General features: G+C 42.1%; 24 protein-coding genes and 1 riboswitch. Of the genes, 3 read left to right on the forward strand and 21 right to left on the reverse strand.

What is annotated here, in order from left to right:
* Positions 1 to 148: 148 nt before the first annotated feature.
* The 10 genes from RYO92_RS01435 to thiM form a co-directional block, all read right to left on the reverse strand.
* Entirely contained in the window at positions 149 to 1,468 is a 1,320-nt protein-coding gene (locus RYO92_RS01435; protein WP_315369236.1) for an ATP-binding protein, read from the reverse strand.
* A gap of 174 nt (positions 1,469 to 1,642) precedes the next feature.
* Complete coding sequence (locus RYO92_RS01440; protein ID WP_315369237.1) at positions 1,643 to 3,292, reverse strand: ABC transporter permease; 1,650 nt, start codon at positions 3,290 to 3,292, stop codon at positions 1,643 to 1,645.
* Between the two features lie 16 nt (positions 3,293 to 3,308).
* Positions 3,309 to 4,412 (reverse strand): ABC transporter ATP-binding protein, encoded by a 1,104-nt coding sequence (locus tag RYO92_RS01445; RefSeq protein ID WP_315369238.1) that lies wholly within the window; start codon positions 4,410 to 4,412, stop codon positions 3,309 to 3,311.
* Positions 4,413 to 4,638: 226 nt separating this feature from the next.
* On the reverse strand, positions 4,639 to 5,760 hold the full coding sequence (locus RYO92_RS01450) for an extracellular solute-binding protein (protein ID WP_315369239.1): 1,122 nt from the start codon (positions 5,758 to 5,760) through the stop codon (positions 4,639 to 4,641).
* A gap of 429 nt (positions 5,761 to 6,189) precedes the next feature.
* Positions 6,190 to 6,843 carry an HAD family hydrolase gene (locus RYO92_RS01455; protein WP_315369240.1) on the reverse strand — a complete coding sequence of 218 codons (654 nt, stop codon included), beginning with the start codon at positions 6,841 to 6,843 and terminating at the stop codon, positions 6,190 to 6,192.
* Between the two features lie 29 nt (positions 6,844 to 6,872).
* Positions 6,873 to 7,559 carry a hypothetical protein gene (locus RYO92_RS01460; protein WP_315369241.1) on the reverse strand — a complete coding sequence of 229 codons (687 nt, stop codon included), beginning with the start codon at positions 7,557 to 7,559 and terminating at the stop codon, positions 6,873 to 6,875.
* A 38-nt stretch (positions 7,560 to 7,597) separates the two neighbouring features.
* The gene (locus RYO92_RS01465; RefSeq protein ID WP_315369242.1) at positions 7,598 to 8,305 is read right to left on the reverse strand and encodes a class I SAM-dependent DNA methyltransferase; all 708 of its coding nucleotides are present in this window, start codon (positions 8,303 to 8,305) and stop codon (positions 7,598 to 7,600) included.
* Between the two features lie 157 nt (positions 8,306 to 8,462).
* Positions 8,463 to 9,251 carry a bifunctional hydroxymethylpyrimidine kinase/phosphomethylpyrimidine kinase gene (thiD, locus tag RYO92_RS01470; RefSeq protein WP_315369243.1) on the reverse strand — a complete coding sequence of 263 codons (789 nt, stop codon included), beginning with the start codon at positions 9,249 to 9,251 and terminating at the stop codon, positions 8,463 to 8,465.
* A 99-nt stretch (positions 9,252 to 9,350) separates the two neighbouring features.
* Positions 9,351 to 10,013, reverse strand: coding sequence for a thiamine phosphate synthase (gene thiE / locus RYO92_RS01475; RefSeq protein WP_315369244.1), 663 nt, complete (start codon positions 10,011 to 10,013; stop codon positions 9,351 to 9,353).
* Entirely contained in the window at positions 10,000 to 10,818 is an 819-nt protein-coding gene (thiM, locus tag RYO92_RS01480; protein WP_315369245.1) for a hydroxyethylthiazole kinase, read from the reverse strand. Before thiM ends, thiE begins: the two co-directional genes overlap by 14 nt.
* A gap of 261 nt (positions 10,819 to 11,079) precedes the next feature.
* Positions 11,080 to 11,186: riboswitch (TPP riboswitch) on the reverse strand.
* 262 nt (positions 11,187 to 11,448) lie between these two features.
* On the opposite strand from thiM, the gene RYO92_RS01485 reads away from it, so the two are divergent.
* The 3 genes from RYO92_RS01485 (at position 11,449) to RYO92_RS01495 (ending at position 12,380) form a co-directional block, all read left to right on the forward strand.
* Entirely contained in the window at positions 11,449 to 11,691 is a 243-nt protein-coding gene (locus RYO92_RS01485; RefSeq protein ID WP_040648719.1) for a GlsB/YeaQ/YmgE family stress response membrane protein, read from the forward strand.
* 108 nt (positions 11,692 to 11,799) lie between these two features.
* Positions 11,800 to 12,153: a hypothetical protein gene (locus RYO92_RS01490; protein WP_050768749.1), complete on the forward strand. Its 354-nt coding sequence runs from the start codon at positions 11,800 to 11,802 to the stop codon at positions 12,151 to 12,153.
* Between the two features lie 23 nt (positions 12,154 to 12,176).
* The gene (locus tag RYO92_RS01495; RefSeq protein ID WP_183682763.1) at positions 12,177 to 12,380 is read left to right on the forward strand and encodes a CsbD family protein; all 204 of its coding nucleotides are present in this window, start codon (positions 12,177 to 12,179) and stop codon (positions 12,378 to 12,380) included.
* A gap of 261 nt (positions 12,381 to 12,641) precedes the next feature.
* Here RYO92_RS01495 and RYO92_RS01500 read toward each other — a convergent pair whose 3' ends face one another.
* The 11 genes from RYO92_RS01500 to RYO92_RS01550 form a co-directional block, all read right to left on the reverse strand.
* Positions 12,642 to 13,262, reverse strand: a complete 621-nt coding sequence (locus tag RYO92_RS01500) for a superoxide dismutase (protein WP_040648721.1) — start codon at positions 13,260 to 13,262, stop codon at positions 12,642 to 12,644.
* 205 nt (positions 13,263 to 13,467) lie between these two features.
* Positions 13,468 to 14,709 carry a YkvI family membrane protein gene (locus tag RYO92_RS01505; protein WP_314328628.1) on the reverse strand — a complete coding sequence of 414 codons (1,242 nt, stop codon included), beginning with the start codon at positions 14,707 to 14,709 and terminating at the stop codon, positions 13,468 to 13,470.
* A 30-nt stretch (positions 14,710 to 14,739) separates the two neighbouring features.
* Positions 14,740 to 16,005 carry a 23S rRNA (uracil(1939)-C(5))-methyltransferase RlmD gene (gene rlmD, locus RYO92_RS01510; RefSeq protein WP_315369246.1) on the reverse strand — a complete coding sequence of 422 codons (1,266 nt, stop codon included), beginning with the start codon at positions 16,003 to 16,005 and terminating at the stop codon, positions 14,740 to 14,742.
* Between the two features lie 46 nt (positions 16,006 to 16,051).
* On the reverse strand, positions 16,052 to 16,834 hold the full coding sequence (locus RYO92_RS01515) for a zeta toxin family protein (protein WP_315369247.1): 783 nt from the start codon (positions 16,832 to 16,834) through the stop codon (positions 16,052 to 16,054).
* Complete coding sequence (locus RYO92_RS01520) at positions 16,834 to 17,310, reverse strand: helix-turn-helix transcriptional regulator (protein WP_315369248.1); 477 nt, start codon at positions 17,308 to 17,310, stop codon at positions 16,834 to 16,836. The genes RYO92_RS01515 and RYO92_RS01520 overlap by 1 nt, the downstream gene beginning before the upstream one ends.
* 255 nt (positions 17,311 to 17,565) lie before the next feature.
* Complete coding sequence (locus RYO92_RS01525) at positions 17,566 to 17,850, reverse strand: hypothetical protein (RefSeq protein ID WP_315369249.1); 285 nt, start codon at positions 17,848 to 17,850, stop codon at positions 17,566 to 17,568.
* 159 nt (positions 17,851 to 18,009) lie between these two features.
* Positions 18,010 to 19,269: a ComEC/Rec2 family competence protein gene (locus RYO92_RS01530; protein ID WP_315369251.1), complete on the reverse strand. Its 1,260-nt coding sequence runs from the start codon at positions 19,267 to 19,269 to the stop codon at positions 18,010 to 18,012.
* 206 nt (positions 19,270 to 19,475) lie between these two features.
* Positions 19,476 to 20,840, reverse strand: coding sequence for an N-acetylmuramoyl-L-alanine amidase family protein (locus tag RYO92_RS01535; protein ID WP_315369252.1), 1,365 nt, complete (start codon positions 20,838 to 20,840; stop codon positions 19,476 to 19,478).
* A 90-nt stretch (positions 20,841 to 20,930) separates the two neighbouring features.
* On the reverse strand, positions 20,931 to 22,490 hold the full coding sequence (locus RYO92_RS01540) for a GH25 family lysozyme (RefSeq protein ID WP_315369253.1): 1,560 nt from the start codon (positions 22,488 to 22,490) through the stop codon (positions 20,931 to 20,933).
* Between the two features lie 334 nt (positions 22,491 to 22,824).
* Positions 22,825 to 23,466: a C40 family peptidase gene (locus RYO92_RS01545; RefSeq protein WP_308579183.1), complete on the reverse strand. Its 642-nt coding sequence runs from the start codon at positions 23,464 to 23,466 to the stop codon at positions 22,825 to 22,827.
* A gap of 319 nt (positions 23,467 to 23,785) precedes the next feature.
* Positions 23,786 to 24,466, reverse strand: coding sequence for a YczE/YyaS/YitT family protein (locus RYO92_RS01550; RefSeq protein WP_315369254.1), 681 nt, complete (start codon positions 24,464 to 24,466; stop codon positions 23,786 to 23,788).
* Positions 24,467 to 24,940: the final 474 nt, after the last annotated feature.

Genomic DNA, 24,940 nt, shown 5'->3' on the forward strand with positions numbered 1-24,940 from the left:
ATGCCTCATAATAGAATAATGAAATTCTAAAAAATAACCAGTCTAAAAATCAGATAAACTCCATAAGCTCAAAATTTTTTTAAAAGAGGTATTCATTACTTAAAATACACCAAGTCTAAGATACATGATAACTCCCTTATCTCTTTCCCTACACTCCCCTCAGCAAAAACGCCATATAGTGCGGCACCGTCAATATCTCTCCTTCTCGTCCCAGATTGTAATCTCCGATTTTAATAGCCTGTTCCACATGATACTTATCTTTATTCTTCAGAATGGTCTTCGTACTTTTCGTGTTTCCGTTGGAGGCTTTCACCTCCACTAAGTTCGCTTTCCCTTGATAACGAATCACAAAATCCACTTCCAAACCGCTGTCTTTATGAAAATAATAAAGCTTTCTGCCCATTTTTTGAAAAATTCCGGCAATTAGATTTTCAAAAATCGCACCTTTATAGCTATAAAGATTTCCCTGCAAAATATCGAATTGGGTACCGTCATCCAGCATCGCTACAAACAAGCCTGTATCATTCATATATACTTTGAAAATATCCGGAATGGCATTACCGGACAGGGGCAATTCCGGAGTCGTCAAGTTATAACAACGGCTGATTATACCCGCATCCTCTATCCATTGCAGGCTGCCAAGATACTGAGAGGCAGTGCTTCCCTTTTTCACAAGAGAATATTGAAATTTTTTATTTTCCTTACTCAGCTGTTTCGGAATGGAGCTAAAACAGTCTCGAATTCTTCCCTTATCCGCCTTTTCAGCATATTTCAACATATCATCCTGGTAGGAATGAAGGATGTCCCTTTGCATCTGTAAAACCAGATTCATTTGCTTGGAATCCACAAAGTTTTGGACAACATTAGGCATTCCTCCCACAACAATATACTGAAGTAAAAGCTCTCGCAGTCTTTGGTGTAAAGCTTCCGGAATTTTTTCTTCTCTTTGCAAATAGCCTTGAAGCATCGTGATTATCTCTTCACTGATCCCATTTGCCCACAAAAACTCTTCAAAGTCCAAGGGATACATTTCCAAGATGCTTTCATATCCCACCGGTATGGAGGCCGGTCTTTCTCCATAGCCCTTTACGCCCAGCAAAGAACCGGTACATAGCACATCATAACGTCCATCCAGCTTGAAGAACTTTAGAGCTGTTCTAGCTTCCGGGCATTCTTGAATCTCGTCCAGAATAATAATCGTTTCATTTGCTTCAAAAGAGATGTCCGGTCCCAGAAATACACTCATCATCATCGTGAGATGATCCACCTCTAAAGCACCTGAAAAAATCTCCTTGTAATTGGGATTTTCAAAGAAATTCAGGTAAATCACATTTTTATACTTCTCTCTGGCAAAGGCATTCACAGACCAGGTCTTCCCGCACTGCCTACACCCCTTTAGAATGAGGGGATTTCTCTCTTTACTATTTTTCCAATTTAAAAGTTGCTTTTCAATCTTCCTTTTTAGCATACTCCCCTCCTATAGGACTGATTTATGCTAATGATAGAAGTAAAAAGCAACTTTTTCAAGGGACTTTTTTTGAGTTTTTAAACTTTTTCAAGGGACTTTTTTGAATTTTCTCAACTTTTTCAAGGGAGTTTTTATAAGAAGTCCCAATTTTTTCCAGGGACTTTTCCTTTTTCTTTAGAACATCACATTTTTATTCTTCGAGTACAGCATCAGTCCAATCAAGGAAATACTGGTCATCAAGCTTAAAATGGTCGCCATTGCCGCCGCAATTCCGTAAGAACCTCTGGAAACATAGGTATAAATCTGAATCGTCAGCGTTGTAGTCCTATAGTTATACAGGATGATTCCGGAAGACAGCTCCGTGATAATACTGATCCAGGAAAGCAGGGCTCCGGAAAGAATACCGTTAATCATCATTGGCATGGTTACCGCAAAGAATGCCTTCATCTTACTGCTTCCAAGAGAAATAGCCGCCTCCTCAATGGACATGGGGATTTGCTGTAAAATGGCGATGGAGGAGCGAATTGTATAGGAGTTTCTTCGAATCACCAAGGCCACAATCATGATGGCAAAGGTTCCCACCAATACAATAGGCTTTCTGCTAAAGCCAAGCACCAAAGAAATACCCACAACCGATCCGGGGATAACATAAGGAATCATGGACAAGGTATCAATCAGCTTGTTTGCAAAGTTGTTTCTTCTTACCACCAGATAGGCCACCATGATGCTCAGAATAATGATGATAACCAGGGAGGTTCCGGCAATAATGAAGGTATTAGGAATGGCATTATCCAAGAACTTCCAAGCATCAATATAGCTCTGTACGGAAAATTCCTTCAGAAATCTCTTTCCCTTGGTTTTCAGGAAGGAGGTATACATCACATAAACCTGAGGTGCGTAGGCGATAATCACCACAAGATAACAATACAGATGAATCAATACTCCTTTGATTCCCTTTGCCGGCTTCTTCTCAATAGGATGCAAGGCATTCATGGAAAAGGAAAAACGACTGTTAATAAATCTTTGAATCAGGAAAATGATGGTGGTAATCACAATGGCAATCACAGCCACCGCCGATGCATAATGCTTATCCGATCCCGTCTCACTCATAAAAGAGTTATAGATTTCCACCGGGAAAGTCTTATAGCCTTCACCGATAAACAGAGGGGTTCCAAAGTCTGCAAAGGCACGCATAAATACCATTAGGGTTGCGGCAATAATGGAGGGTGCGCAGAGAGGAATCACCAAAGTAAGGAAACGCTTCCATCCGGAACAACCCATATTTTCCGAAGCTTCCAAAAGGGTATTGTCAATGTTCTTTAAAGCCGCAGAGAAATACAGGAAAACCAGAGGATATAACTGCATGCACTCTACAATCATAATGCCTCGGAAACCGTAAATGGTAGGCAGCTTAATCCCGAAGAGGTTTTTAAAGAGCTGGGTAACCAAACCGTTTCTTCCCATTAGAAGAATCCAGGAATAAGCACCGATAAAAGGGGCAGACATACCGCAGAGGATAATAAAAATCTGTAAAATCTTTTGTCCTCGAATCTTATAAAAGCTATGAAAATAGCCTAGGGGAATTCCCACAATCAAAGTAATAATGGTGGCACAAAAGCTCACTGCAAAGGAATGATAAATGGTTTGCAAGTTATAGCTTTTGGCAAAAAAGCTTTGGAAATTGGCAAAACCTATGCCTCCATTCTTTAAAATCATAGAATTCCGAAGAAGGGTGGACAGGGGATAGATCATAAAAATCAGGTAAACGATTAAGATGATCATCGTGATGAAGGTCCAGACTTCCCATTTTTTCTTTGTTTTCATCCGTTCTCTCCTCTCCCTACATCACGCCTTGGAGAATATTTTCACTGCCGCCTTCCAAGAAAACGTTGACTTTATGGCTCTTAATCTGCAGCTTCACATTCTTTCCCTTTGGCAAAATAGAGTCAATTTCGGATTCCTTCACCGCCTCCACTTCTTTACCGTTACTTAACTGAATCAGATAGTGGGTATTTAAGCCTAAGAAAATGCTGTCGATAATCGTTCCTGCTATACCCGCCTCTGTTTCTTCCTGAATAATCCACTCCTCCGGTCTTACTGCCAGCTTCACCGGAAGCTCTCCCTCTTGACAATGCTCTTCCTTCACATTGTTTAAGATAAATGAATAATCATCACAAACGGAAACAACCATCTGTCCGTCTTCCTTCTTCAAAGTCCCTTCCAGCTCATTACTGTGACCGATAAAGTTCGCCACAAAGAGATTGGCCGGTCTTTGATATAAAGCCTTAGGCGTTCCGATTTGCTGAATCACCCCATGGTTAAATACCGCAATTCTATCGGATACCGCCATGGCCTCTTCCTGGTCATGGGTAACATAAACAGTTGTAATGCCGATACTATTCTGTAATTGCTTAATGGCGGTACGCATCTCAATTCTTAACTTGGCATCCAGATTGGACAAGGGCTCATCCATCAAAAGCACATCCGGCTTAATCACCAACGCTCTTGCCAAAGCTACTCTTTGCTGCTGCCCGCCGGAAAGCTTCTCCGGCATACGCTCCGCAAAGTCTTCTATCTGCATCAGCTTCAGAAATTTCTTGACTTCTCCCACTCTTTCTTCCTTGGATACATTTCTATTCTTTAAACCGAACTCCACATTTTTTTCTACGGTCATGTTCGGGAAAATCGCATAGTTTTGGAAAACCATTCCAATATTTCTCTTGGAAGGGTCTAAATCATTGATTCTTCTATCACCAAAATAAAAATCTCCACCCTCAATGGAGTTAAAGCCTGCAATCATACGAAGCAAAGTGGTTTTTCCACATCCCGAAGGGCCTAAAAGAGTAAAAAACTCTCCTTCTTTAATGTCTAAGGACAAATCCGGAATCACTACATTGTCCCCATATTTCTTTACCGCATTTTGAATTCGAATATTCACGCTCATAAAATCTTCCCCTTTATAAAAGGGGCTGTAAACAGAAAATGCTTTCATACAGTATAGGTCTGAAATTGGGGTACGCTCCCGCTAACTTCGCCTCACAGCGGATACTAAGCGAAAAACTGCTGTTCCTTTGTTTTTCGCAAGTACCGGCGGGCTCAGATTACCCCTTTTTCAGACCTATACTGTTTGAAAATAGTTTATATATTCTACAGCCCTATTTTCTAACTCTTTACTTTTTTACTAACTCTTGCCAACGATTCTGCCACTCTTCCTTCTTCTCCGCTACCAGCTTAATGTCTTCATAAGCTACTTTAATCTTGGAGAATGGAGGCATAAACTCGGAGGTATTTTCCACAGAGGTCATAACCGGACGAATGGTGGTATCCTTCAGAGCTTCCTGTCCTTCTTCGGAAATCAAGAAGTCGATAAACTTCTTGGCATTTTCTTCGTTCTTAGCACCCTTTACGATAGCTACACCGGCAGGTAACCATACAGCACCTTCAGAAGGATAAACAACTCTTAAATTCTCTGCGCCATCTTCCAATAAGCTTACGCAGGGATCCTCATAAGAAACACCTACTGCATACTCCCCATCAGCTGTTCCCTTGTAAATCTGGGAAGAGGAGGAAAGAATGGTGCCATCCAGCTGATCTACAAATTTTGCTACCCAATCCCAAGCGGCATCATCATAAGGTTCTTTACCCTTTACCAAAAGCATATTGGTAAGCTCTGCCCAGGCACTGGAAGAGTTTGTCGGATCACCCATAGCGATGTGTCCTTTTAACTTCGGCTCCAGTAAATCCTCGTAGGAATTGAACTTCTCCGCATCCAGTCCCAGCTCTTTAAAAACATCCTTGTTTAAAAGAAGAGCTGCAGAACCGGAAAGCTTTGTATACTCAAAATATCCATTAGGATTCTGATACTCTTTTGGTAACTTTGCATCATTGGGAGAAACATACTTCTCATATAAATCCTGCTGTCCCATCCAGAAAGACATATTGATGGCTCCCCAGTTTACGTCTGCCTGAGGGTTATCCTTCTCCGCTTCCAGTCTCGCCAGAACATCTCCTGTTCCCATAGACTGAATGATTACCTTAATGCCGGTCTTCTCTTCAAAGAGAGGTACAACCGCTGCAATCTCACTGTCGGAGTTGGGAGAATACACTACAACTTCTCCGGAGCCCTTCACATCCTCAGCTTTCTCAGAAGAATCACTTCCTTTCTCCTCTGCTGCCGTTGTTCCTGCCTCAGAGCCCTTCGCCGACTCAGCCTGCTTTGCATTTCCTCCGCATGCCATCAGGGAAAGACCTACCATAAGCGATACTGCTACGGTACATAATTTTTTCTTCATAAAAAATCCTCCTGTACAAAATGTTTAATTGTATCTGGAATTTTACCATAAAATCATCAATTTTGCTACAGTATAATGATTTAGTGAGAATATTTTGAGGAAATATTCGATTGTTCTAATTATTTATTCCAACTGATTCAGAGAACTTTTTCACAATAGAAACACTTTTTCTTCATGAAAAGAGAGAGGCCATGAGGCCTCCCTTCCTTTATCATCAGCTATCATGGTCGCTGATTACCAAACCTTATCGCTTCCCACTTATTGGCTGAGAATCACCAAACCTTATCGTCTCTCTCTTTAAAATGGTGGAGAATCACCAAACTTTACAAGTAAGTTACCAAATGTACTAATTGACGTCAATCTTTTATTAACGTAAATTCTACTTCCCAAGTAATATTCTTTCAAGATGTATTATATTACCCACCATAGTCAAGAAAAGTAGACAAGTTCATAAAAATCCTTAGCCGTAAAGTCTGCCACCTCCTGAATCTTCTCCCAATCTTCCCTGTTCGCTTCATCCAGGATTCCGCAAACCTGAAAGCCTGCCTGCTTAGCACTTTTGACGGCATGGAGCACATCTTCACAAACCAATACCTCCTCCGGTCGAGATAAGGAAAGTCGTTCCATAGCCAATTGATAAATCTTTGCCTCCCGCTTGGAGGTATTAAATTCTTCGCAAAGCAAAAGTCCCCGGAACTCCTCCCATACCTTAAGCCATTTTAGGGCAGCAGTAGCCAAAGAAGCGTCTCCCGCTGTTGCAAGGATACAGGGAATTCCACGCTCTTTCAGAAATTGTAAATATTCTTTAGCTCCCGCTTTTAAGGCTATCTCATCGCGATAAGCCCCTGCTATCATTTCCTGAAGCTGTTCTCGAATCCTTTCTTCCGCAATATCCAGAGAATATTCCTTCTTTATATAATGAATTCCCTCTGCAAAGGGCATAGTAGAAATCCTTTGGCTAAGCCCCTCTGTCTCCTCTTCTGTAAAGCCCAATTTCTGAAGATAACGCTCTCCTAAATTATTCCATAGAGGCATGGAATCCAGAAGGGTTCCGTCTATATCAAATATTACTCCCTTAATCAAAATCCACCTCCTCCTCTTACACATTTTCCTTATGGGCTTAATTGATATAGGCTCTTCCATAATAGCAGTTCATATTCTGCACATCTGTGAAAAATCTTACAAAGCTTCTCTGTATTTTCCACATCTTGACTTTCATTCTCAGATCTTACCGCTTCCCATTCCCTGTCCAAGCTGTCTATCCACAGTTGATTGGCCTCTACATACTCTTTTGCTGAATAGGCGTCAAACCATGCTTTATACGGAGATGTTTGTATGGCATTTCCATACTTTTTCGTCATTTTTCGCCCTATATACGCGTAGCTCCAAGAGCACTGAAGCAATGCCGTAAGGCCGGCCAAAAATCCCTCCTCCTTGACTTGTTTATGGATATAAGAAGTATAGTCACAGACTACCCGGCAAGCCTTAGTCTTTTTTATTTCCTCATCCCCTATGCCCAGCTTCTTCATTTCCGGAACATGAACCAGGAAGCACTCCTTCTCCGTAACGGAAACAATCTCATCCATAAAACGCTGCATTGCAGGCTTTTTCGCAAGAGAACGTAGTTCCTTCAGAATATTGACATAGTCCAGGAGATAAAAATAATCCTGGAGCATATAGTTGCGGAAAAGACTCTGATCCAGAGTCCCTTCCGCCATTTCTATCAAAAAAGGCTCTTCCATAGAGGAAAGCCAGAGACTTTCTGTCTTCTTATAGAGAAGTTCCGATAGTTTCACCATACTTCACCTTCTTCTCTCTATTTCATCCTATTTCAGCTTTATTTTTCTGCAATAATGGCTACATATCCACCGCTTTGATAGCCCTCGACTACTTCTTCCGGCTCCTCATTGGTATACATGGGATTTTTCAAAAGAGTCTGGTAGAAGGAAAAGTTTTGAATGCCAAGAGCTTTCAAAACATTAATTTTCTCTTCCGTTGTATGCCATACTCCCGCGGAGACCAGGCCAAGGGGATAGGGCAGCTCCGGCATGGTACCCTTCAAGTATTCATGCTCATAGCTATTTACGCTCTTTGCCAGAAGATACATAAAGCCAAAGGCGCTCTCCTTGGGAACATCCAAAAGAATTAATTTTCCCCCCTTCTTTAAAGCCTTCAGGCATTTTCCGTAAGCAGGACTTAAATCCTCTATATAACTGGAGCTTCCGTTAAAATAAATTATATCATAGCTTTCCTCCTTTAGTTCCACGTCCTCAATCAGGCCATACTGAAGAATCTTGACTCCCCGCTTCTCCGCAATTTTCCCCATATCTTCTGAAGGTTCAACACCTTCAATATGGGAACTGTCTATGTAACTCTCAAAAAGTCCGCTTCCGCATCCCACGGACAGTATCTTCTTCCCCTGAATGTCTCCTAGAGCCTTTTCAAAAAGTCTCAGTTCACTGGTAAACAGTTTTTCGTTCTTCATAAACCACTCGTCATAAAGATTGGCAAATCCGTCAAATTTTTGTTTTCTTGCATTTTCCATTTCTATACTCTCCTTTTCCTTTTTACATTTCACTAGAAATATCATTCTGAAAATATTGTTCTAAAAATACTGTTTTAAAAATACTTTTCTGAAAATTTCTTTCTGAAAATATCAGTGCAAGTCCGATTCCCTCTCCATAGGGAATGCGCTTTCACCTCTATAAGATTTTGAAATTATGGGCCAAGGGACCTGAACCCTTCCCTAAATCCAGCATGGCTGTCAACGCAGCGGAAAGATAAGCCTTAGCATTTTCTATAGCCTCTTCCAATTCCATTCCCTTGGCAAGATTGGAAGCAATGGCGCTGGATAGGGTGCAACCGGTACCGTGAGTATTGGGATTTTGGATTCTCTTCCCTTCAAACCAGATTTCTTTTTTTGCCCCTGCCTTAAACAGCACATCATTGGCATCATTAATGCTGTGTCCTCCCTTTACCAGCGCAGAACATCCGTATTTTTCTGAAAGGCTGCAAGCGGCCTGCACCATCGCATCTGCATCTTTAATCCCGGTATCCGTCAGGATTTCCGCCTCCGGAATATTTGGCGTAATAACCGTTGCCAAAGGAAGAAGCTTTCTTTTTAAGGTTTCAAGAGCCTCATCCTCTATAAGACGCGCACCGCTGGTTGCCACCATCACCGGATCCACAACAATATTCTTCGCCCCATAGAATTTCAGTTTTTCCGCGATTACCTCAATCAGTGCCGTTGAGGAGACCATCCCAATCTTTACCGCATCCGGAAAGATATCTTCAAAGACCGCATCCAACTGCTGCCCCAGAAAATCCGGACTTGTTTCCACAATTCCTCTCACACCGCAGGTGTTCTGTGCCGTTAAGGCGGTAATAGCGGTCATGGCGTAAACGCCGTTCATGGTCATGGTTTTGATATCCGCCTGTATACCGGCACCACCACTGGAATCACTTCCCGCAATACTTAATGCTGTTCTCATTTGCCTACCTTCTTTCTTTTAAGAGCACTTTTCTGCTCCGGCTTTTTCCTGATTATTTGATGCTCTAACTTTCTTCCTGCCAACGGGAAGATTTATCTCCTATCCTTCCTTTTCCGGAAATAGCATTTTCAGGCACTGCTTCCGTAAATCCGCTGTAGCCTCCTCTATGTCCGGCTTTGCAAAAATCGCAGAAATCACGGCTATTCCTGCAATCCCGCTCCCCTTTAATTCCATCACATTGTCTCTGCTGATGCCGCCGATAGCCACCACCGGAAGATCCACCGCCTCACAAATCGCTTTTAGAGTTTCTAAACTCACATCCACCGCATCTTTTTTGGATCCTGTGGGGAACACTGCCCCCACTCCCAGATAGTCTGCCCCTCTTTCCTTGGCAAGAATGGCTTCCTCCACGGTCTGTACCGATACTCCCAGGATTTTCTCTTTTCCCAGTTTTTCCCGAACCCTTCCCGCTTCCATGTCCTCCTGACCCACATGAACGCCGTCCGCATCCGCTTCTATAGCCAATTCCACCTCATCATCCAAAACAAAGGGAACTCCATAGCTTCTACACAACTTTCCTATTTCCAGGGCTTCTTGAAGATAGGCATCATGGTCTAGAGCCATGTCTTCCTTTTCCCGTAATTGGATAAAGCTTGCGCCACCCTTTAGGGCAGACTCCACATCTTCTTTTAAGCTTCTTCCCTTAAGCCAATGTCGGTCCGTCACCGCATACAGCAAGAGGGAGTCTTTATCGAATTTCATACTTTGCTCCTTTTTCCAGCTCTTCCCCTGTCATAAGGCTAATGGCATCTATAATGCGATTCCGATAGCTGGCATTTCCTTCTCCTTCCTGCAAATGAGCTTTCCCGATTTCTCCGGCAAGCCCCATGGTACAGGTGGCTGCGGCAACTGCCTCCAAGTCCTTGTCCGGATTAGCCACTAAAAATGCGGTAATCAGGCCGGAAAGCTGACAGCCTGTACCGGTAATCCTGCTCATTTCTTTGCACCCATTCCGAATAACGTAAGCCCTCTCCCCATCTGTCACCAGGTCGATTGCCCCTGTAATGGCGATGATAGTACCGAAACTTTTGGCATATTCTTTCGCAAAGGATAGCATCTGCGGAAGATTTTCTTCTCTCACCACATCTGCAGAATCCGCATCTACGCCTTTTGTGGATTGGCTTCCCAGAGCCAATGCTTTCACTTCGGAGACATTTCCCCGAATTACATCAAAATGCACTTCCTTCATTAAAGAAAGGGCTGTTTTTGTCCTAAGGGCGGAAGCTCCGGCTCCCACAGGATCCAAGAGAATTTTATGTTGAAGTGCGTTGGCTTTCTTTCCTGCCAAATGCATGGACTCTATGGTTCTTTGATTCAGGGTTCCGATATTGATATTCAATCCACCACAAATCGCTGTAATTTCTTCTACCTCTTCCCGATCATCCGCCATAATCGGACTGGCGCCTATGGCCAGAATTACATTTGCCACATCGTTTACCGTTACATAATTTGTAATGTTATGCACCAATGGGGCTTTTCTTCTGACATTTTCCAAACATTCCTTCACTTTTTGCTCCTTTCTTTCTGTACACTACTTTGCCGGCTTCCTGATGGACGAGGGCTTATATCTCCTGATAGGCAAGACCTCCTATTTCCTGACATATGAGGTCTCACACACTTTGCGAGAGAAATATAAGCAGAATAAAGCGGAACGAGATACCGCACACTACGCGAGCGACACTTGTTAAGAATAAAAAACGCCATCCCCAAAAAGGATAGCGTAGAATTCATGGTCTCATGAGATGCAGAATGAAGAATCATAAGTACCTGTCCCTTAGCGGACTATTTCCCTACGTTGGCATTATCCAAATCAGGTTATGGGTCAGGATTGTTCAATCCACTCTCAGCTCTCAATGAGCTCCCCGTTGTTTATTTTTCATTATAGGTTGTCTAGAACAAATGTCAATACTGTGCGTTGATACAGCTATTTACTTGCACTCTTTTTAACTTGATGTATAAATATTTTTTATCTAGTATCAAATATAATTTATTTTTATTGTTTACATAAATACCGTATAATAATGCATAACTACAATGAGATATCACACGCTTTGCGAGCGATACTCGTTATGAATAAAAGCATCTTATACTTTGAATTTAATAACAAATGTATAGGATAACTAGAAAGGACAAAAATATGATTTGGTCAATTATTGCAGGAGGCTTTATAGGTTTTATTGCAGGAATTATTACAGGAAAAGGTGGAGCAATGGGGCTAATTGCCAACATCCTTGCAGGTTTGATAGGTTCATCCGTTGGTCAAACACTGTTTGGCACATGGGGTCCAACTCTAGCTGGAATGTCATTAGTACCCTCTATCATTGGAGCTGTATGTGTTATTGCCGTCGTATCATTTTTCTTTGGTAAAAAACATTCATAATCTTTTTAGAAAATAGACATTCTTTGTATGTTATACTGGCAAATATAAGCAATCATATCTGAGATTTTATCTTTTTTGATGAAATTTACACGAAAGAAGGAGGTGCGTATGTCAATAGAAGAAAAAATTGACCAAGCTATAACAACATTAAAGGAGGGAGTAGATAAAGGAATTAGTAGCAAGAATATAGCTGTAATTTCATTGATATCTTCTATTATATCTGCACTAGTTGTTGTTTCAGTCTTCTTTGTTTTTTTCCATAAAGTGGAATTAAAAATCGATCAGGCTGTAGGAACATTAGAAGAAGGTATCGGAAAAGGAATCGGTAACAATAGACTCCAAACAAGAGGAGCGACTAAAAAAGTATTTGCTAAAGTGCGTGGCGTTGCTAGAAATGTTAAACACGCTATAGACGGAGCGGTTGACGGTGTTAAAAACAGTGTAGAAGATGAATTTGAATAAATGATTCGAAAGGAGAAATAACTATGTCATTAGAAGATAAAATTGATCAAGCAAAAGGCGCATTAAAAGAAGGTTTAGGTAAAGTAAGCGGCGACAAAAAAATAGAAAAAGAAGGTGCTGCTGAAAAGGTAACCTCTAAAATAAAAGAAGTTGCTGAAGATGTTAAAGATGCCATTGACGGAACCATTGAAGGTGTCAAAAATGTTGTAAACAAAGACCAGAAGTAGCCCGGATAGATATTCAATAAATTTAAACAATATGTCTCAGGCTTCGCCTGCATCACTTGTTAAGAATTAAAGGTCTTCTATGATAAAAACAAATCATAGAAGACTTTTTTATTGCCCAAAGGGAGACTTGAACAGAAGTAATCGCTCCCTGTTCTCCGGATTGTTTTCTTCCTTTTTTAACTACAAAAAAGACGATAGAGTTAAAGTTCTATCGTCTTTCAAAAAGGGCTTAGAGCTACATCTCAAAGGAGAATGCCTGATTTACTCGGCTCTGCTATTTTCGTAATTTTTGCTTACCTTCTCCCAATCCAAAACTTCAAAGAAATTCTTTACATAATCTCCTCTCAAATTCTTATACTTTAGATAATAGGCATGTTCCCATACATCTAAAGCTAATATTGGGGTATGCTTTCCCTCTTCCATAAAGGGATTATTCTGATTTGCTGCCTTGGTGGCATATAGCTTTCCTTCCTTATCTACGGAAAGGAATGCCCAGCCTGATCCAAACTGTCCTAAAGCAAGATTCTGCAAAGTCTCTATCAGCTTATCAAGAGAACCGAAATCTCTCTTAATAGCTTCTTCCAACGCCGGACTGGGCTTTGTATCTTTCTTAGGGCTCAAAATAGAAAAATACAAATTATGATTGTAATACCCGCCACCATTGTTCTGTAAAGTGTTTCTTAAGGCTTCATCAGATACAGAGGATAGAGAAGATAGAATGTCCTCTACGGATTTATTGCTAAGACCTGCTTTATCCACTGCTTCATTAAAGTTCTTCGTATATGCTGCATGGTGTTTTCCATAATGAGTCTCCATAGTTAATGTATCAATGTGGGGCTCCAAAGCATCAAAAGCATAGTCTAATTTTACCTGTTCAAACATAAATCCTCCTTTAGATGTCTCAATCACTCAAGTGTTCTTTTTCTCATACTGTAGATTTAAGTCAAGCTCTATTTCTCCTTGGCTATTACTATGGTATGAAAAAACTAATTTATGATTCTAGTATAACAAAGTTTATGGACAAAGTGTATGAATATTATATTGATCTAAGAAAAAACTATCCTCAATGCACAAAACCATCCATCATTTATCTTGTATCATCGTTAAATTTCTCTTTAACAAGATCCTTAATATCACTCTTAATACTCTGCGTATCAACAATTGAATCTTCGCCCAGCTGATGAAATTTTTCTTTATCTTTAATTGTATAATCTTGATTATCATCATATTTCTTAGTAATCAATCGTATCATTTTACGTCTTAAAAATTTCTCGCCTTTTATATTTGATTTTTCTTTTATCCATGCAATAGTTAATATCGCAAGCATCACAAAGCCAATATATCCCAAAATTGGATACATAATAGACACTAATTCTTTAAAGCCCATAAAGGATAACGCATATCCTATTACTACAGTACCAATCAAAATGGGATAGAAACGCTTAGGATTGTCGGAAGAGAAGCGTTTTGCCAATGCATAGAATAAGCTGAAAGCTGTATTAAAAATTAGCCCATAGATGACAAAAGCATATATTAGCGAAAAAATGGGGTGAATCTGTTCAGCGATTGCTAACATGGGCATATCAACTGTAGAAGCTAGTTTAACATTTGCATATAAGACACAAGTTACAACAGTAATAATAATGCTAACACCAAGACCGCCCAAAATACCGCTTTTCTCTGCCACACCAATCCTCATAATGGATCCGCCTAGTACAAAAGCCATGGGGACTGCCGTCATTACCGCAAGTGCAAAATAATTTAGTAAAGAAATCCATACATTTGGCATTGGACTAGGGATTGTGGCTGAAATTGCTTCTAATTCATCGAAATCAAAGCTCCGATTTGTAAAAGTGTGGACTGCAATAATTATAATCATGATAAAAACTATGGGTGTAAATATCCCAAGTACACCAGTAATTTTTTCGAAATCAAGAAAGCTGACAATGATTATTAGTGCAGCACACAACAATCCTCCTGCCCAAAATGGGAGACCGAACTGCTGATTAAGGTTTGAACCGGCTCCGGCAATCATAACTAAACCGACTACAAAGCAAGAAACGATTAAAGCTATATCAAGGATTTTATTCGTAATCGGTCCGGCTATTTGTGAAAGAACTTCAGAGTGATCGTTAGATCGGAAATAACTGCCTAACGTAATGATAATTTTACCAAAAACTACACTTATGATACCAAGAACAATGGTTCCTATAATCCCCCACTTACCAAAACTGACAAAGTATTGCATCAAGTCCTGACCGGAGGATAATCCGGCACCGATAACAACTCCAACATAAGCCAATGAAATATTTAAAATTCTTTTTAACACCTTTTCTCTCCTTACTACTATATATACAAACTACGATTCCTCTTTCTCCAACAACGCCACCACCTCGCAATTATTGGTTCTGGGAAACATATCTACAGCACATAACTTTTGTACCTTATATCCGTCATTTTGTAAAGCTTCCAAGTCTCTTGCCAGGCTCTTTGGCTTACAAGCCACATAAACCAGTCGCTTCACCCCGTAGGAAATGATTTTTTCCAAGGCCTTCTTATGCATCCCGTCTCTTGGAGGATCCACAATAATAAAGTCCGGGTAGGGAAGCTCTGTTTCCCCCTGCCCTGCCTCCAGCACCTTCAGCACATCTCCGACATAGAAGATACAGTTCTCCACCTGATTTTCCTTGGCATTTTCCTTGGCGGCTTCCACTGCCTCTTCCACGATTTCCACCCCGATTGCCTGCTTTGCCACCTTACTCATCAGCTGGGTAATGGTGCCGGTGCCGGAATAAAGGTCGTAAATCACAGGCTTCTCCTCTGCATTTTCGGAAAAGCTGGAATACTCCTGTACCTTGGCATAGAGCTTTTCTGCACCTAGAGTATTGGTTTGGAAGAAGGAAAATGGTGTGATTTTAAAGTTTAAACCAAGTAGCTCCTCATAAAAATAGTCTTTTCCGTAGAGAGCCTCTGTTCCGTCGTTAATGACTGCATCCGCCAGTCTGTCATTTTTCGTATGCAAAATGCCCGCATAGCTTCCTTCCAGCTTCCCATCCTTTTCCAAGGATAGAAGTCTATCTCTCCAGCCGCTTAAAATCCTCTCTTCCTCTTCGGCAGGAAGCTGGGTACTATGCACCAGAGAGAGTAAAATCTCTCCCGTCTTCTCCGCCCTTCTGATTAAGAGATGGCGAAGATAGCCCTCATGGCGCTTTTTGTGATAATAGCCAAGTCCCTGCTCTTGAAAATACAGTCTTGTAGCCAATAAAATCTCTCCCATATCCGGATGGGGCAGGCGGCAGTCTTCCGTATTTAAAATGTTGAAAAAGCTTCTTTTTTGGTGCAATCCCAAGCAAAGGGGACCATCCTTTTCCTGGTCTCCGAAGGAAAATTCCATCTTATTCCGATAGGCCTCCTTTTTGGGAGAGGAAATGATGCCCTCAAAGAGATAGTCTCCCTGAATCACCGGGTCAAATAAGTCTCGAATCTCCTGCTCCTTTTTCGCCACCTCTTCCTCATAGGGGATTTCCTGATAAAAGCAGCCGCCGCAACGATCCTGATTTTGGCACCAGTGCTTTTCCTGCTGCACAGCCTCCTCTGTTTTGCTATTTGTATTTTCTTTTTCCATATCTCCTGACCTCTTTCTGCTGACCCTTTCTTAAAGGAAACTATCCTTACCCTTCTTCTATGCTACCATTTCGTTCCTGTAATTCTTTTAATCTTTCTTCTTCCAACTTAAGCATTTCCTTTTCGAACAAACTACATTGTCCAAATAGGATTTCCTTTACCTTTTGCGCCGCTTCACCTGAGTCTATCTCTGAATCATAAATACAAGAAGAGTCTCTTTGATACACCTGAATTTTTTCAAAGATTTTTTCTTGTTCCAATGTTTTAAGATTTTCCACTAAGTGTTGAACTATTTCATCATGGATTGCTCTTTCTGTTGCTCTAGCCCGAAATTTATCAATACTATACATTTCCTCATAACGGATTAGTGTGCTGAGATGGGATAGTTCCGGCTTGCATGCCATGATCACTAAAGAAACATGATAATTTCTGGATTTCAAAAGCTTCGCAGTTTTTTTAGGAACCTCAGGATTTCGCAAAGTTCCTTCAATAAGTAATGAATATCCCTTTTCGCTTAAAGCCAGGATGAGTTCCTCCACCATTTTCCCGGCAAAGGCATTCGTATATTGTATAGCATCCTTACCATATTGCTTATATAGTTCCTCATAGTTCGGATGTTGAAAACGAAATAAATCTCCATCAATAATGATAATATTCCCTTGAAACTCCTCTTTCTTGATTCGATGAAGAAGAGTTTTTCCCGCTCCGCTTTGTCCCCCAAGTAGAATAGCTTCAGGCTTTACACTGGGGATTTTTCCTACTGTCAGTGCGCGAATATTTCGTTTTAAAGCAAGGGCAAAATCATCCTCATTAAAACACTCTAACTCCATCAAGCTACCACCTGTTGTTCCGCCAAATCCAACATTCTTTCAATGCCATCCAAATATCCCTGATATCGTTCCAGCTCTTCGATGCTCTGAATAGTATAGATTTTATCTTGTAAAATCATAGACAAATCATCTCCCAGTAAAACCCATGGATTTTTCTCGTCATCAAATGCTATGGCATGTTTATCTTGAAAATGATATAGTCTGGCCAGAATAGATGCTGCCCGCTCTTTAAATAAATCTATTTTAGAGCTAAGTTGGTATTCTTCCAGCGGGTTAATCATCTTTTCTTCTCCTACTATTTCTCTATAAGAAACTTGAAACGCTTGGCAAATCCTATCAATAATATCCGTTGAAATCGGACTACTTCCATTTTCATATCGACTTAAGCTATTGCGAGAAACACCTATTCTTTCCGCAAACTCAGGTTGGGTAAGTCCCTGTGTATGTCTAAGCTTTCGAATATTTTCTCCTATCATAAGACCTCCTTATTTTTTTCTAGTATAGCATAAAACGCTATTGCTTGCACCATTTTTGGTGCACTTGTTTATCTTATGTTTCTTTTGTCATTCATTTACGATGTCTTTCCAACGTTTAAACGTAAAAAAGGCCACACTTTAACTATTGCACTTAAAATGAATCGAATGTCAAAATCTTCAATCACCACCGAGCTCTGTATAAAAAAAAGAGGCTACTGCCTCTTTTTCTTTCGCTCAAAGCACTATGCAATAAGATTATTCCTCTTCCAGATAATCTTCATCCTCTAAATCATCGTAGTCTTCGTAATCCTCCAGATAATCCGGAGCAAGCAAACGATATACGCCGTAAGCCAATCCGCAAAAAGCGATGATTCCACCGATGATGGCCAGTACGGTACAAATCTTTTTCTTCATATCTTCTCCTTCTTTCTGCTTCTCTCTTAAGCCAATGGCATATTGAAAATCATTGCTTAATGCTCTTGCATCTTCTGTGAACTTCTTAGCTCTATCTCTGAAAGCTTCTATATTCCACTGTTCCATATTTTTATCCTTTCCCCAAAAACTTTCTCTTAAGTATAAAGATTCTTGGATAAAAAAGCAAGTCTTCTCTAAGGATACGAGGCTTTTTCTCTTCAACGATACAAAACTATTTCTGTAGGATACAGCATTTTTTCTTTATGGGCACAGGGCTTTTCCACCTTACTTCAGTACCCAGTTTCCATCCGCCATAACGAAGTTCTTCTCCACACCCAGCTTATTCATCCAGAATTTGGTCAAAGCCACGGTATAGCTTTCCTGGTCTTCAGTGAAGGCATCCTTACGTTTGTTCCAAAGCTCCTGAGAGCTGGGCCATAAAGCGTATCTGGGATGTACCGCACTATAGAAGGCAAAGGATCCGCCGTGCTGTCCGTGATGAGCCATCTGCACGATATCCGCCTTAAGCTTATCGGCACCTCTTTCTTCCATCAACTTTCCTGCCGCTTCATAGGGAAGGTCTCCGGTAATCAAAAGCTTCTTTCCGTTAATGGTAATCATATAGCAAACAGAGCTATTGTTTCCTGAGTCGATAGGAATGGAATAAGGGGTGTTCAAAACCTCTACCGCCACATTGCCATAGGTGAAGCTGGTTCCTGCAGGGGAGCTTTCATGGCGCTTTGCACTGTCGTACTGGGCCAGGTCTTCCATAATTTCCTTCATCATGGGGATACGGTGAGCCGGCTCATACTGCTCATAGAAGGCCAATGGCGCAAAGCCGTAGTAAATCTGTCCCGGGTCAATGTTGTAATAATCCGGATGACCTTCCTTCTTCTGCTGCTCAAGGATTACCGCAAGGGCACCTACATGGTCTTCATGAGGATGGGTAAGGAGCCAAGCTGCTACCTTTCCCCCCCTGTCCTTAATGTATTTTGCAAGGTAGGGAGCATTGGTCTTTAAACCACCGTCCACTACGATTAAGCTGCCGTCATTGCTCTCAATTACAATGGAAATCTGCTGTCCGCTTTGTTCTCCCTTAATCATGGTAATGCTGGCGCCGCCCAAGCCGATGGTACTGTCGGTATAAGTTGGGGTAGTGCTACCGTTTTGCACATTTAAAGGAGCATTGCTTGTAGTAACGCCCTGGGTACTGCTCTCGGAGGAACTTCCTGCATTGGAGGAGCTGTTGGACACTGAAGCATTACTTCCTGTGCCGTTGTTTCCGTTACCGTTATTTCCCGTGTTACCGGTATTTGCTGCCTGAGCCGCCTGGGTTAAGCTCGCATCCTGCCAGGGTGCCTTGGGGCTTCCATTGGAAACACTGCTTCCGTTTGAACTGTTTGCCTGCTGATTTACGCCATGAACCACGTTGGGAAGCGCTTCTCCCTGAATGGTACCGTTACTGTACTCATCCGCAAAAGCCTGTCCCTGGAAAGCCAAAGTTCCACTTAATAACAATGCCACTGCTAAAGCTTTTTTCTTCATTTTAACTCCTTTGCCATGCAAAACTTGAATTCTCTTTTGCTGCCACTATCAAGCTATACTCTTTTGCCATAAGGGCCGCAAACATATCGAAAATAGTCTCTTTTACGTAGACAGATTATCTCTCCCAAAGGTTACAAATCCTTCCTCATAAAAAGCAAGAATTTTCCCTATCTGTCTCAAACAGCATGCTTCCAAAACCGTTTTGCTTACTGCCGAACACCTTCTGCGTTGATAGTGTAGCCATCCTGCACGGTATCCTTCAGCATAGCCCCTGCAGGAACACCTTCCTTATTCACATTCAGGAAGTACCACTTATCTCCGATATTCTGCCATCCGCTAAGCATTGCACCGTTCTCCGGCTGGAAATAGTACCACTGTCCGTTGATTTCCTGCCAACCGCTGAGCATCTTTCCCTGTCCCTCGGCCTTCGGCTCCAAATAGTACCACTGATTATTTAAAAATGCCCATCCGCTAAGCATCGCACCGGCACTTGCTGCATTTTGATCCAGATAGTACCACTGCTCACCAATCTTTCTCCAGCCGGTAAGCATTTTTCCATCCTCATCGAAGAAATACCACTGGTCTTTAATCTGCTTCCAGCCCTTGGAAAGCTGACCGTTCTCCTCAAAATACCAGTCTTCTCCGTTCTGTCTCCAGCCTAAAACATTGCCAGAGGGACCACCGGAAGCATTACCGCCATCCTCGGTATTTCCATAGTAGTCATTGGAGGGTCTCTTCTTATTATCCTTAGCCTTCTCTGCTGCAGTCTTCTTCTTTTTCTTGGCACTGTATTCCTTAAAGCTTCCCTTACTAATGCCCTTTGCCTTCAAGGTAATCAGGTTGAAAATGTAGCCGTCATCGGAATATTCTCCGTCCACATCACCGGAGGGCTCCACATACTGTGAATCCGCAATATACTGCGCCAAATCATCCTTCTTGTCATACTTGGCTCTTACGGCGATATGGTCAAATTCCTTTCCGTTCTCGGAATAGGACTTCACGTTAATGCTGGTACCGTTCACGGACTTCTTCGCTACCTTGTCGTCTCCGTTTTTGGTGGTGTAGTAAATCACTACATCATAGCCGGAAGCGTAATCCACTTTTCCCCAGCGAATCAGAGTTCCGTCCTGGGTAAAGTTTGTCGGCTCCTTCAAAATGGTGAAGGGATAGGCATTTGCCTTAAGCTTAATGCTTGTCTTGGACTTCTCGGTTACCGCCATTTCATAAGCGCCTCGAACCTCCACCACGGTATTGTCATCAAAGACATTTCCCCCCTCCGCCTTCACGGAAATGGTATAGGTATAGGGCTTCTTGGGAGAGCCCTGATTCTTTCCGTCAATGGAAAATCCGGAAACCTCGTAGCCGCTGTCCATAGCCACAGCCTCCGGCTTGGCATAGGTCTTACCTGACTCCAGATCCAAATCTTCACTGGGGCTGATGTCGATCTGCACACGGCTTACCGGCTTATCCTCTGCAAATGCAGGAATGCTCCATAGAGCACATATTGCCAGCCCCAAAACCAGAGCCTTCTTTCCTGCTGTTTTGAAAATGCTTTCTTTTTTCTTTAGCATAGTATTCTCCTCTTTCTTATTTTTATTCTCATATTGAGAAGCCTTACTTTCCCTTATCTTCATCGGCGATAGTAGGACATTGTATTATCTTTAGGGAAGCCATGCACCGGAGGCGTCAAAACGATAGTCCACTCCGTTAATGTTTCTCGTGGTATCCGCTACCATCGCGCCGGAATCTTCCATATAATACCATACATTATTGAGATTTCTCCAGCCCGTTCGCATCGCGCCGTCCTCGGAAAGCCAATACCATTTTCCGGAGACCTTCTGCCAGTTCTTGGCCATTGCCCCGCTGTCCTTCAGGAAGTACCAGTTTCCGTTATCTTTGATCCAGCCGCTTCGCATTGCGCCCTGGTCATCTAAGAAATACCAGCTGTTTTGATCCTTCACCCAGCCGGTCTGCATATTTCCGTCGGAATTCATAAAGTACCACTTATCCGATACCTTTTTCCAACCGGTAACAGCCTTTCCGCTTTCCTTATACTGCCACTTTCCGGGAGTACTTTGCACCCAACCGTTTTCCACGGAAGCCTGAGATTCTGCTTCAGGCCCTCCGGTGCTGATGGTACTGTTTTCTTCTTTATTCAGGCTTGTATTGCCCCCATTGGAAGAGCTGTTTCCGGAAGCACCGCCGGAATTGTTGCCGCTCTTATTGCCGCCGTTCTTTCCTGAATTTCCATTATTGGAATTATTGCTGTTCTTTCCGTTATTGGAGGAATTATTGGAAGAATTCCCGCCATTTTGGGAGCTGTTTCCGGAAGCGCCGCCGGAATTTCCTGCATTTTTCTCAGAAGGGTTGCCCCCGCCGTAAGCCTTCCAGGAAAATTCCGTAGTAACCAATCCTTTAATGCCTCGTACCACACCCTTCTCACTGGACTGCCAAATAGTAGTGGCACTTCCCTCTACCGGACGATACACCCGATCCAGCGGATAAGCCGCAAACCACACGTCATAGGGCAAATCCGATAAATTCATGTGCTTGGTCAGCCAGGTTTTATTGGCATAGACCATAGGAATAAATCCCGCATCCTTCACCCTCTTACAGTAGGCGTTGGTCATGTCGGTAAGCCCTTCCTTCGTAAGACCGTCGGAAAGCATAGAGCCGACCTCCAGATCATAGGCCACCGGATATTCAAACTTATAGGGCTTAATCTTCTTTACGGTAAGCTTGGCCTCTGCCAAGGCGTCGTCCATATTTTTCGCGGTGGAGCAAAGGTAGGCTCCCACCTTAATGCCGGCCTTCTGTGCGCCCTTTACGTTCTCATCGAAATAGGCGTCTTCCTTGGTGCCGTAGGCGATACGAATCATGACAAAATCCAATCCGTCCTTCTTCGCCGCATCCCAGTCAATGGGACCGTTTTCATTCTGGAACTTGGAAACCTCGGTTCCCTTCTCCAGATACTTTAAATCGGAGCCGTCCGCATTGGTATAGCCGTACCAGCCGGAGTAATCCAAAGCTCCCGAAGAGGAGCTGTTACTCTGGCTCGAATTGTTGGTACTGCTTGACGTACTGCTTCCTGTGCTGTTCCCTGCATTTTTTCCCAGACTGTCCCCGGGGCCTGCGGCATAGCTTACGCTTTGTCCAAAAAGCAGGCTTAACGACAGGACGGTCAGGACGGCGACTCTTCGCCCTTTCTTCTGAAATTCCATACTTCCTCCATCATCTTTAACCCCGCTAGCTTATCAGCTTTTCAAGGGCAAATGCAATACCGTCCATAGAACTGTAAGAGTTTTTCAGAATTCAGTAAGAGTTTCCGAAAATATCCGGATACAAAAAGCCCCGGGACGCTGATAAGCTCAGCATTCCGGGGCTTTTTGCCGCATTTGCCACTCTCGTGGACTTTTTTATCACACACATTCTACTAGGAGAACTTGATAACTATTTGAGGGATAATTTTCTTAGGAATTTTATCCTTGTGATAGTAATATCGGCGGTATGATATAGAGTATAAGCGATTTTCTTATTTTTTAAAGAAAAATATTTTTATACGAACCTTCTAATGGATTTTATAGGCTTGTAGGTTGCAGATTCAATGGTTACACCGGAGCGGGAATTCAATGCGGAAAGCATTCTTCCGTTTCCTAAATAGATTCCTACATGGCCTGCATAAGCCAAAACATCACCGGGAATCGCATTTGCCAAAGATCCTACATTGGTTCCCATGGTTCCAATCTCTGCAGAGGAATGGGGAAGGCCGATGCCGAAGTGTCCGAAGATTCCCATTAAGAAGCCGGAACAGTCCGATCCGTGAAGAAGGCTTACTCCGCCGTAGCGATAAGGTCTGCCGATATACTGGGTTGCATAATCTACAATCTGCTGACTTCTGCTGACAGTATCTCCCACCAAAACATCGTCGGAAAATAAAGTAGTGGACTGATCCTCCTGAGAAATGATAGCACCCTCCTCGGAAAATACCAAAAGCTCCTCTTCCTTTGGACTTGCGGAAGCAGTGAAAGCAGTACTCATGCTCAAACTCATCAGAGCAAGGGCAAGGGCTAAGCCTTTTTTCCCAAATTTAAGAGCGCTTCTTCTCATTCCTTTCCGATTCGCTTTTCCTAAATTCCCGTTTACGGAATTTCCCTCTTCTGTTCTATTGTTCTTTACTGTAAAATTCGCGTCCTGCATAAACTCTCCTTTATGGTTTGTGTTACAGTTTGCCATTTTAGGGAGAAAATGTGGCGAAAATAAAAACACAAGATGAAGATTCACTAACGCATTCTTACAAAACTGCCTAGTGTTTTTACATTTTCATCCCGTGTTTTTTACGAAATTCTGACATTTTCTTATTTTGGAAGCATTTTTACGCCTCTTTGGTAAAATGGTTCCATTTTTTTAGTCATAAGTAAATTTCTTCATAACAATTTTTCTTTTCTTTGATTCCATGCTTTTCTCTTTTTTTATTCCTTGCTTTTTATCTCCCTTAAACTTTACTTTTCTTCTCTCTTTATTCTTTGCTTTTATTCTCTAAATCCCGCTCTTCTTCCGCCTTTTCACCGCTTGGGGTATAGCCAATCCACTTCTCGGAAAAATGCACGTCGAAGAAATGAATAATCGGTCCCAGGAAAAGGGCGGAAACCAAGGTTCCGATTCCTACCAATCCTCCGGTAAGGAAGGTGCCAAGAGCTGCCAAACCGTCTGTTAACATTCTGCATCCGTAATAATGCTTCTTGGTCTTGTCCCTTAAGCCCAAGGAAAGGTAATCATAGGGCGCAACCCCCAGGTCCGCTGTCTGGTACAGAGAAACGCCGAAGGAAGTTACCACCACCGCAAGGCTTACCCAAATCAACTGCACCGCCAAACCCTGCTCCTCCGCATATCCGAAGTACTTTGTAAATATTTCATAGAAGAAAGTCACGATATAGCCTATCAAAATGCCGTTGGCAAAGGTTCCCGCACCGATATACTTTCGGCCGAAGGCAAGCTGAACCATGAAAAACAGCACATTGGCGATCATGTTTTGCTGCCCCAAAGAAATTCCGAAAATTTCCGCCAAACGCATATTTAAGGCGGAAATCGGGTCATTTCCCAAATGAGACTCCTTAAACAGGGCGATGCCGATGGAAATTACCAGTACTCCCAAAAGCATTCCAATATACCTTCTCACCATAATATTCTTTGTTTGCATAGTCACCCCTTTTCTATACTACTTTTATGCTCTACTCTACTACAAAAGCCTTGTCTACTCCCTAAGTTCTGTACTTTCTTTCCAAAGCTTAGGTCTTTTCTTTTTTTCTATATTCTGTATTTCATACTGCACTGAACTTTCTCGTAAGGACATTATCTTAACGAATTTTCCTTTTTTTATCCAGCATTTTTATCATTATTTTTCTTTTGATCTTAAGCCCAACAACGCAAAGTGAAATACAGGCTTACTAGCAGGAGTGCTTTTCTTCTTTTAACAGCTTTACTTTACAGATGAAAAAAGTGTAGTTAGCGAAAGCTCTAAGCCTCCGATAACTACACTCTTACTGACTTTCTTATTGACTGACTTTCTTATTGACTGACTTTCTTACTGACTTGCTTACTTTCTTACTTATCTTTCTTTTATGGATGAACCACTACCGGGCATCCCTTCTGAATTTTGGCAAAAAGCTCTGCT

This window comes from Oribacterium sinus (assembly GCF_963553175.1).
GTDB classification, from domain to species: Bacteria; Bacillota; Clostridia; order Lachnospirales; family Lachnospiraceae; genus Oribacterium; species Oribacterium sinus_B.

Excerpts from the sequence above, each read along its gene's own strand:
- RYO92_RS01460 (WP_315369241.1), bottom strand. The coding sequence starts at position 7,559 with ATGGTGAAACTATCGGAACTTCTCTATAAGAAGACAGAAAGTCTCTGG.
- RYO92_RS01435 (WP_315369236.1), bottom strand. The coding sequence starts at position 1,468 with ATGCTAAAAAGGAAGATTGAAAAGCAACTTTTAAATTGGAAAAATAGT.
- thiE (WP_315369244.1), bottom strand. The coding sequence starts at position 10,013 with ATGAAATTCGATAAAGACTCCCTCTTGCTGTATGCGGTGACGGACCGA.
- RYO92_RS01490 (WP_050768749.1), top strand. The coding sequence starts at position 11,800 with ATGTCAATAGAAGAAAAAATTGACCAAGCTATAACAACATTAAAGGAG.
- RYO92_RS01485 (WP_040648719.1), top strand. The coding sequence starts at position 11,449 with ATGATTTGGTCAATTATTGCAGGAGGCTTTATAGGTTTTATTGCAGGA.
- RYO92_RS01440 (WP_315369237.1), bottom strand. The coding sequence starts at position 3,292 with ATGAAAACAAAGAAAAAATGGGAAGTCTGGACCTTCATCACGATGATC.
- RYO92_RS01550 (WP_315369254.1), bottom strand. The coding sequence starts at position 24,466 with ATGCAAACAAAGAATATTATGGTGAGAAGGTATATTGGAATGCTTTTG.
- RYO92_RS01500 (WP_040648721.1), bottom strand. The coding sequence starts at position 13,262 with ATGTTTGAACAGGTAAAATTAGACTATGCTTTTGATGCTTTGGAGCCC.
- rlmD (WP_315369246.1), bottom strand. The coding sequence starts at position 16,005 with ATGGAAAAAGAAAATACAAATAGCAAAACAGAGGAGGCTGTGCAGCAG.
- RYO92_RS01515 (WP_315369247.1), bottom strand. The coding sequence starts at position 16,834 with ATGGAGTTAGAGTGTTTTAATGAGGATGATTTTGCCCTTGCTTTAAAA.
- RYO92_RS01450 (WP_315369239.1), bottom strand. The coding sequence starts at position 5,760 with ATGAAGAAAAAATTATGTACCGTAGCAGTATCGCTTATGGTAGGTCTT.
- RYO92_RS01465 (WP_315369242.1), bottom strand. The coding sequence starts at position 8,305 with ATGGAAAATGCAAGAAAACAAAAATTTGACGGATTTGCCAATCTTTAT.
- RYO92_RS01530 (WP_315369251.1), bottom strand. The coding sequence starts at position 19,269 with ATGAAGAAAAAAGCTTTAGCAGTGGCATTGTTATTAAGTGGAACTTTG.
- thiD (WP_315369243.1), bottom strand. The coding sequence starts at position 9,251 with ATGAGAACAGCATTAAGTATTGCGGGAAGTGATTCCAGTGGTGGTGCC.
- RYO92_RS01535 (WP_315369252.1), bottom strand. The coding sequence starts at position 20,840 with ATGCTAAAGAAAAAAGAAAGCATTTTCAAAACAGCAGGAAAGAAGGCT.
- RYO92_RS01495 (WP_183682763.1), top strand. The coding sequence starts at position 12,177 with ATGTCATTAGAAGATAAAATTGATCAAGCAAAAGGCGCATTAAAAGAA.
- RYO92_RS01520 (WP_315369248.1), bottom strand. The coding sequence starts at position 17,310 with ATGATAGGAGAAAATATTCGAAAGCTTAGACATACACAGGGACTTACC.
- RYO92_RS01540 (WP_315369253.1), bottom strand. The coding sequence starts at position 22,490 with ATGGAATTTCAGAAGAAAGGGCGAAGAGTCGCCGTCCTGACCGTCCTG.
- RYO92_RS01545 (WP_308579183.1), bottom strand. The coding sequence starts at position 23,466 with ATGCAGGACGCGAATTTTACAGTAAAGAACAATAGAACAGAAGAGGGA.
- RYO92_RS01445 (WP_315369238.1), bottom strand. The coding sequence starts at position 4,412 with ATGAGCGTGAATATTCGAATTCAAAATGCGGTAAAGAAATATGGGGAC.
- RYO92_RS01525 (WP_315369249.1), bottom strand. The coding sequence starts at position 17,850 with ATGGAACAGTGGAATATAGAAGCTTTCAGAGATAGAGCTAAGAAGTTC.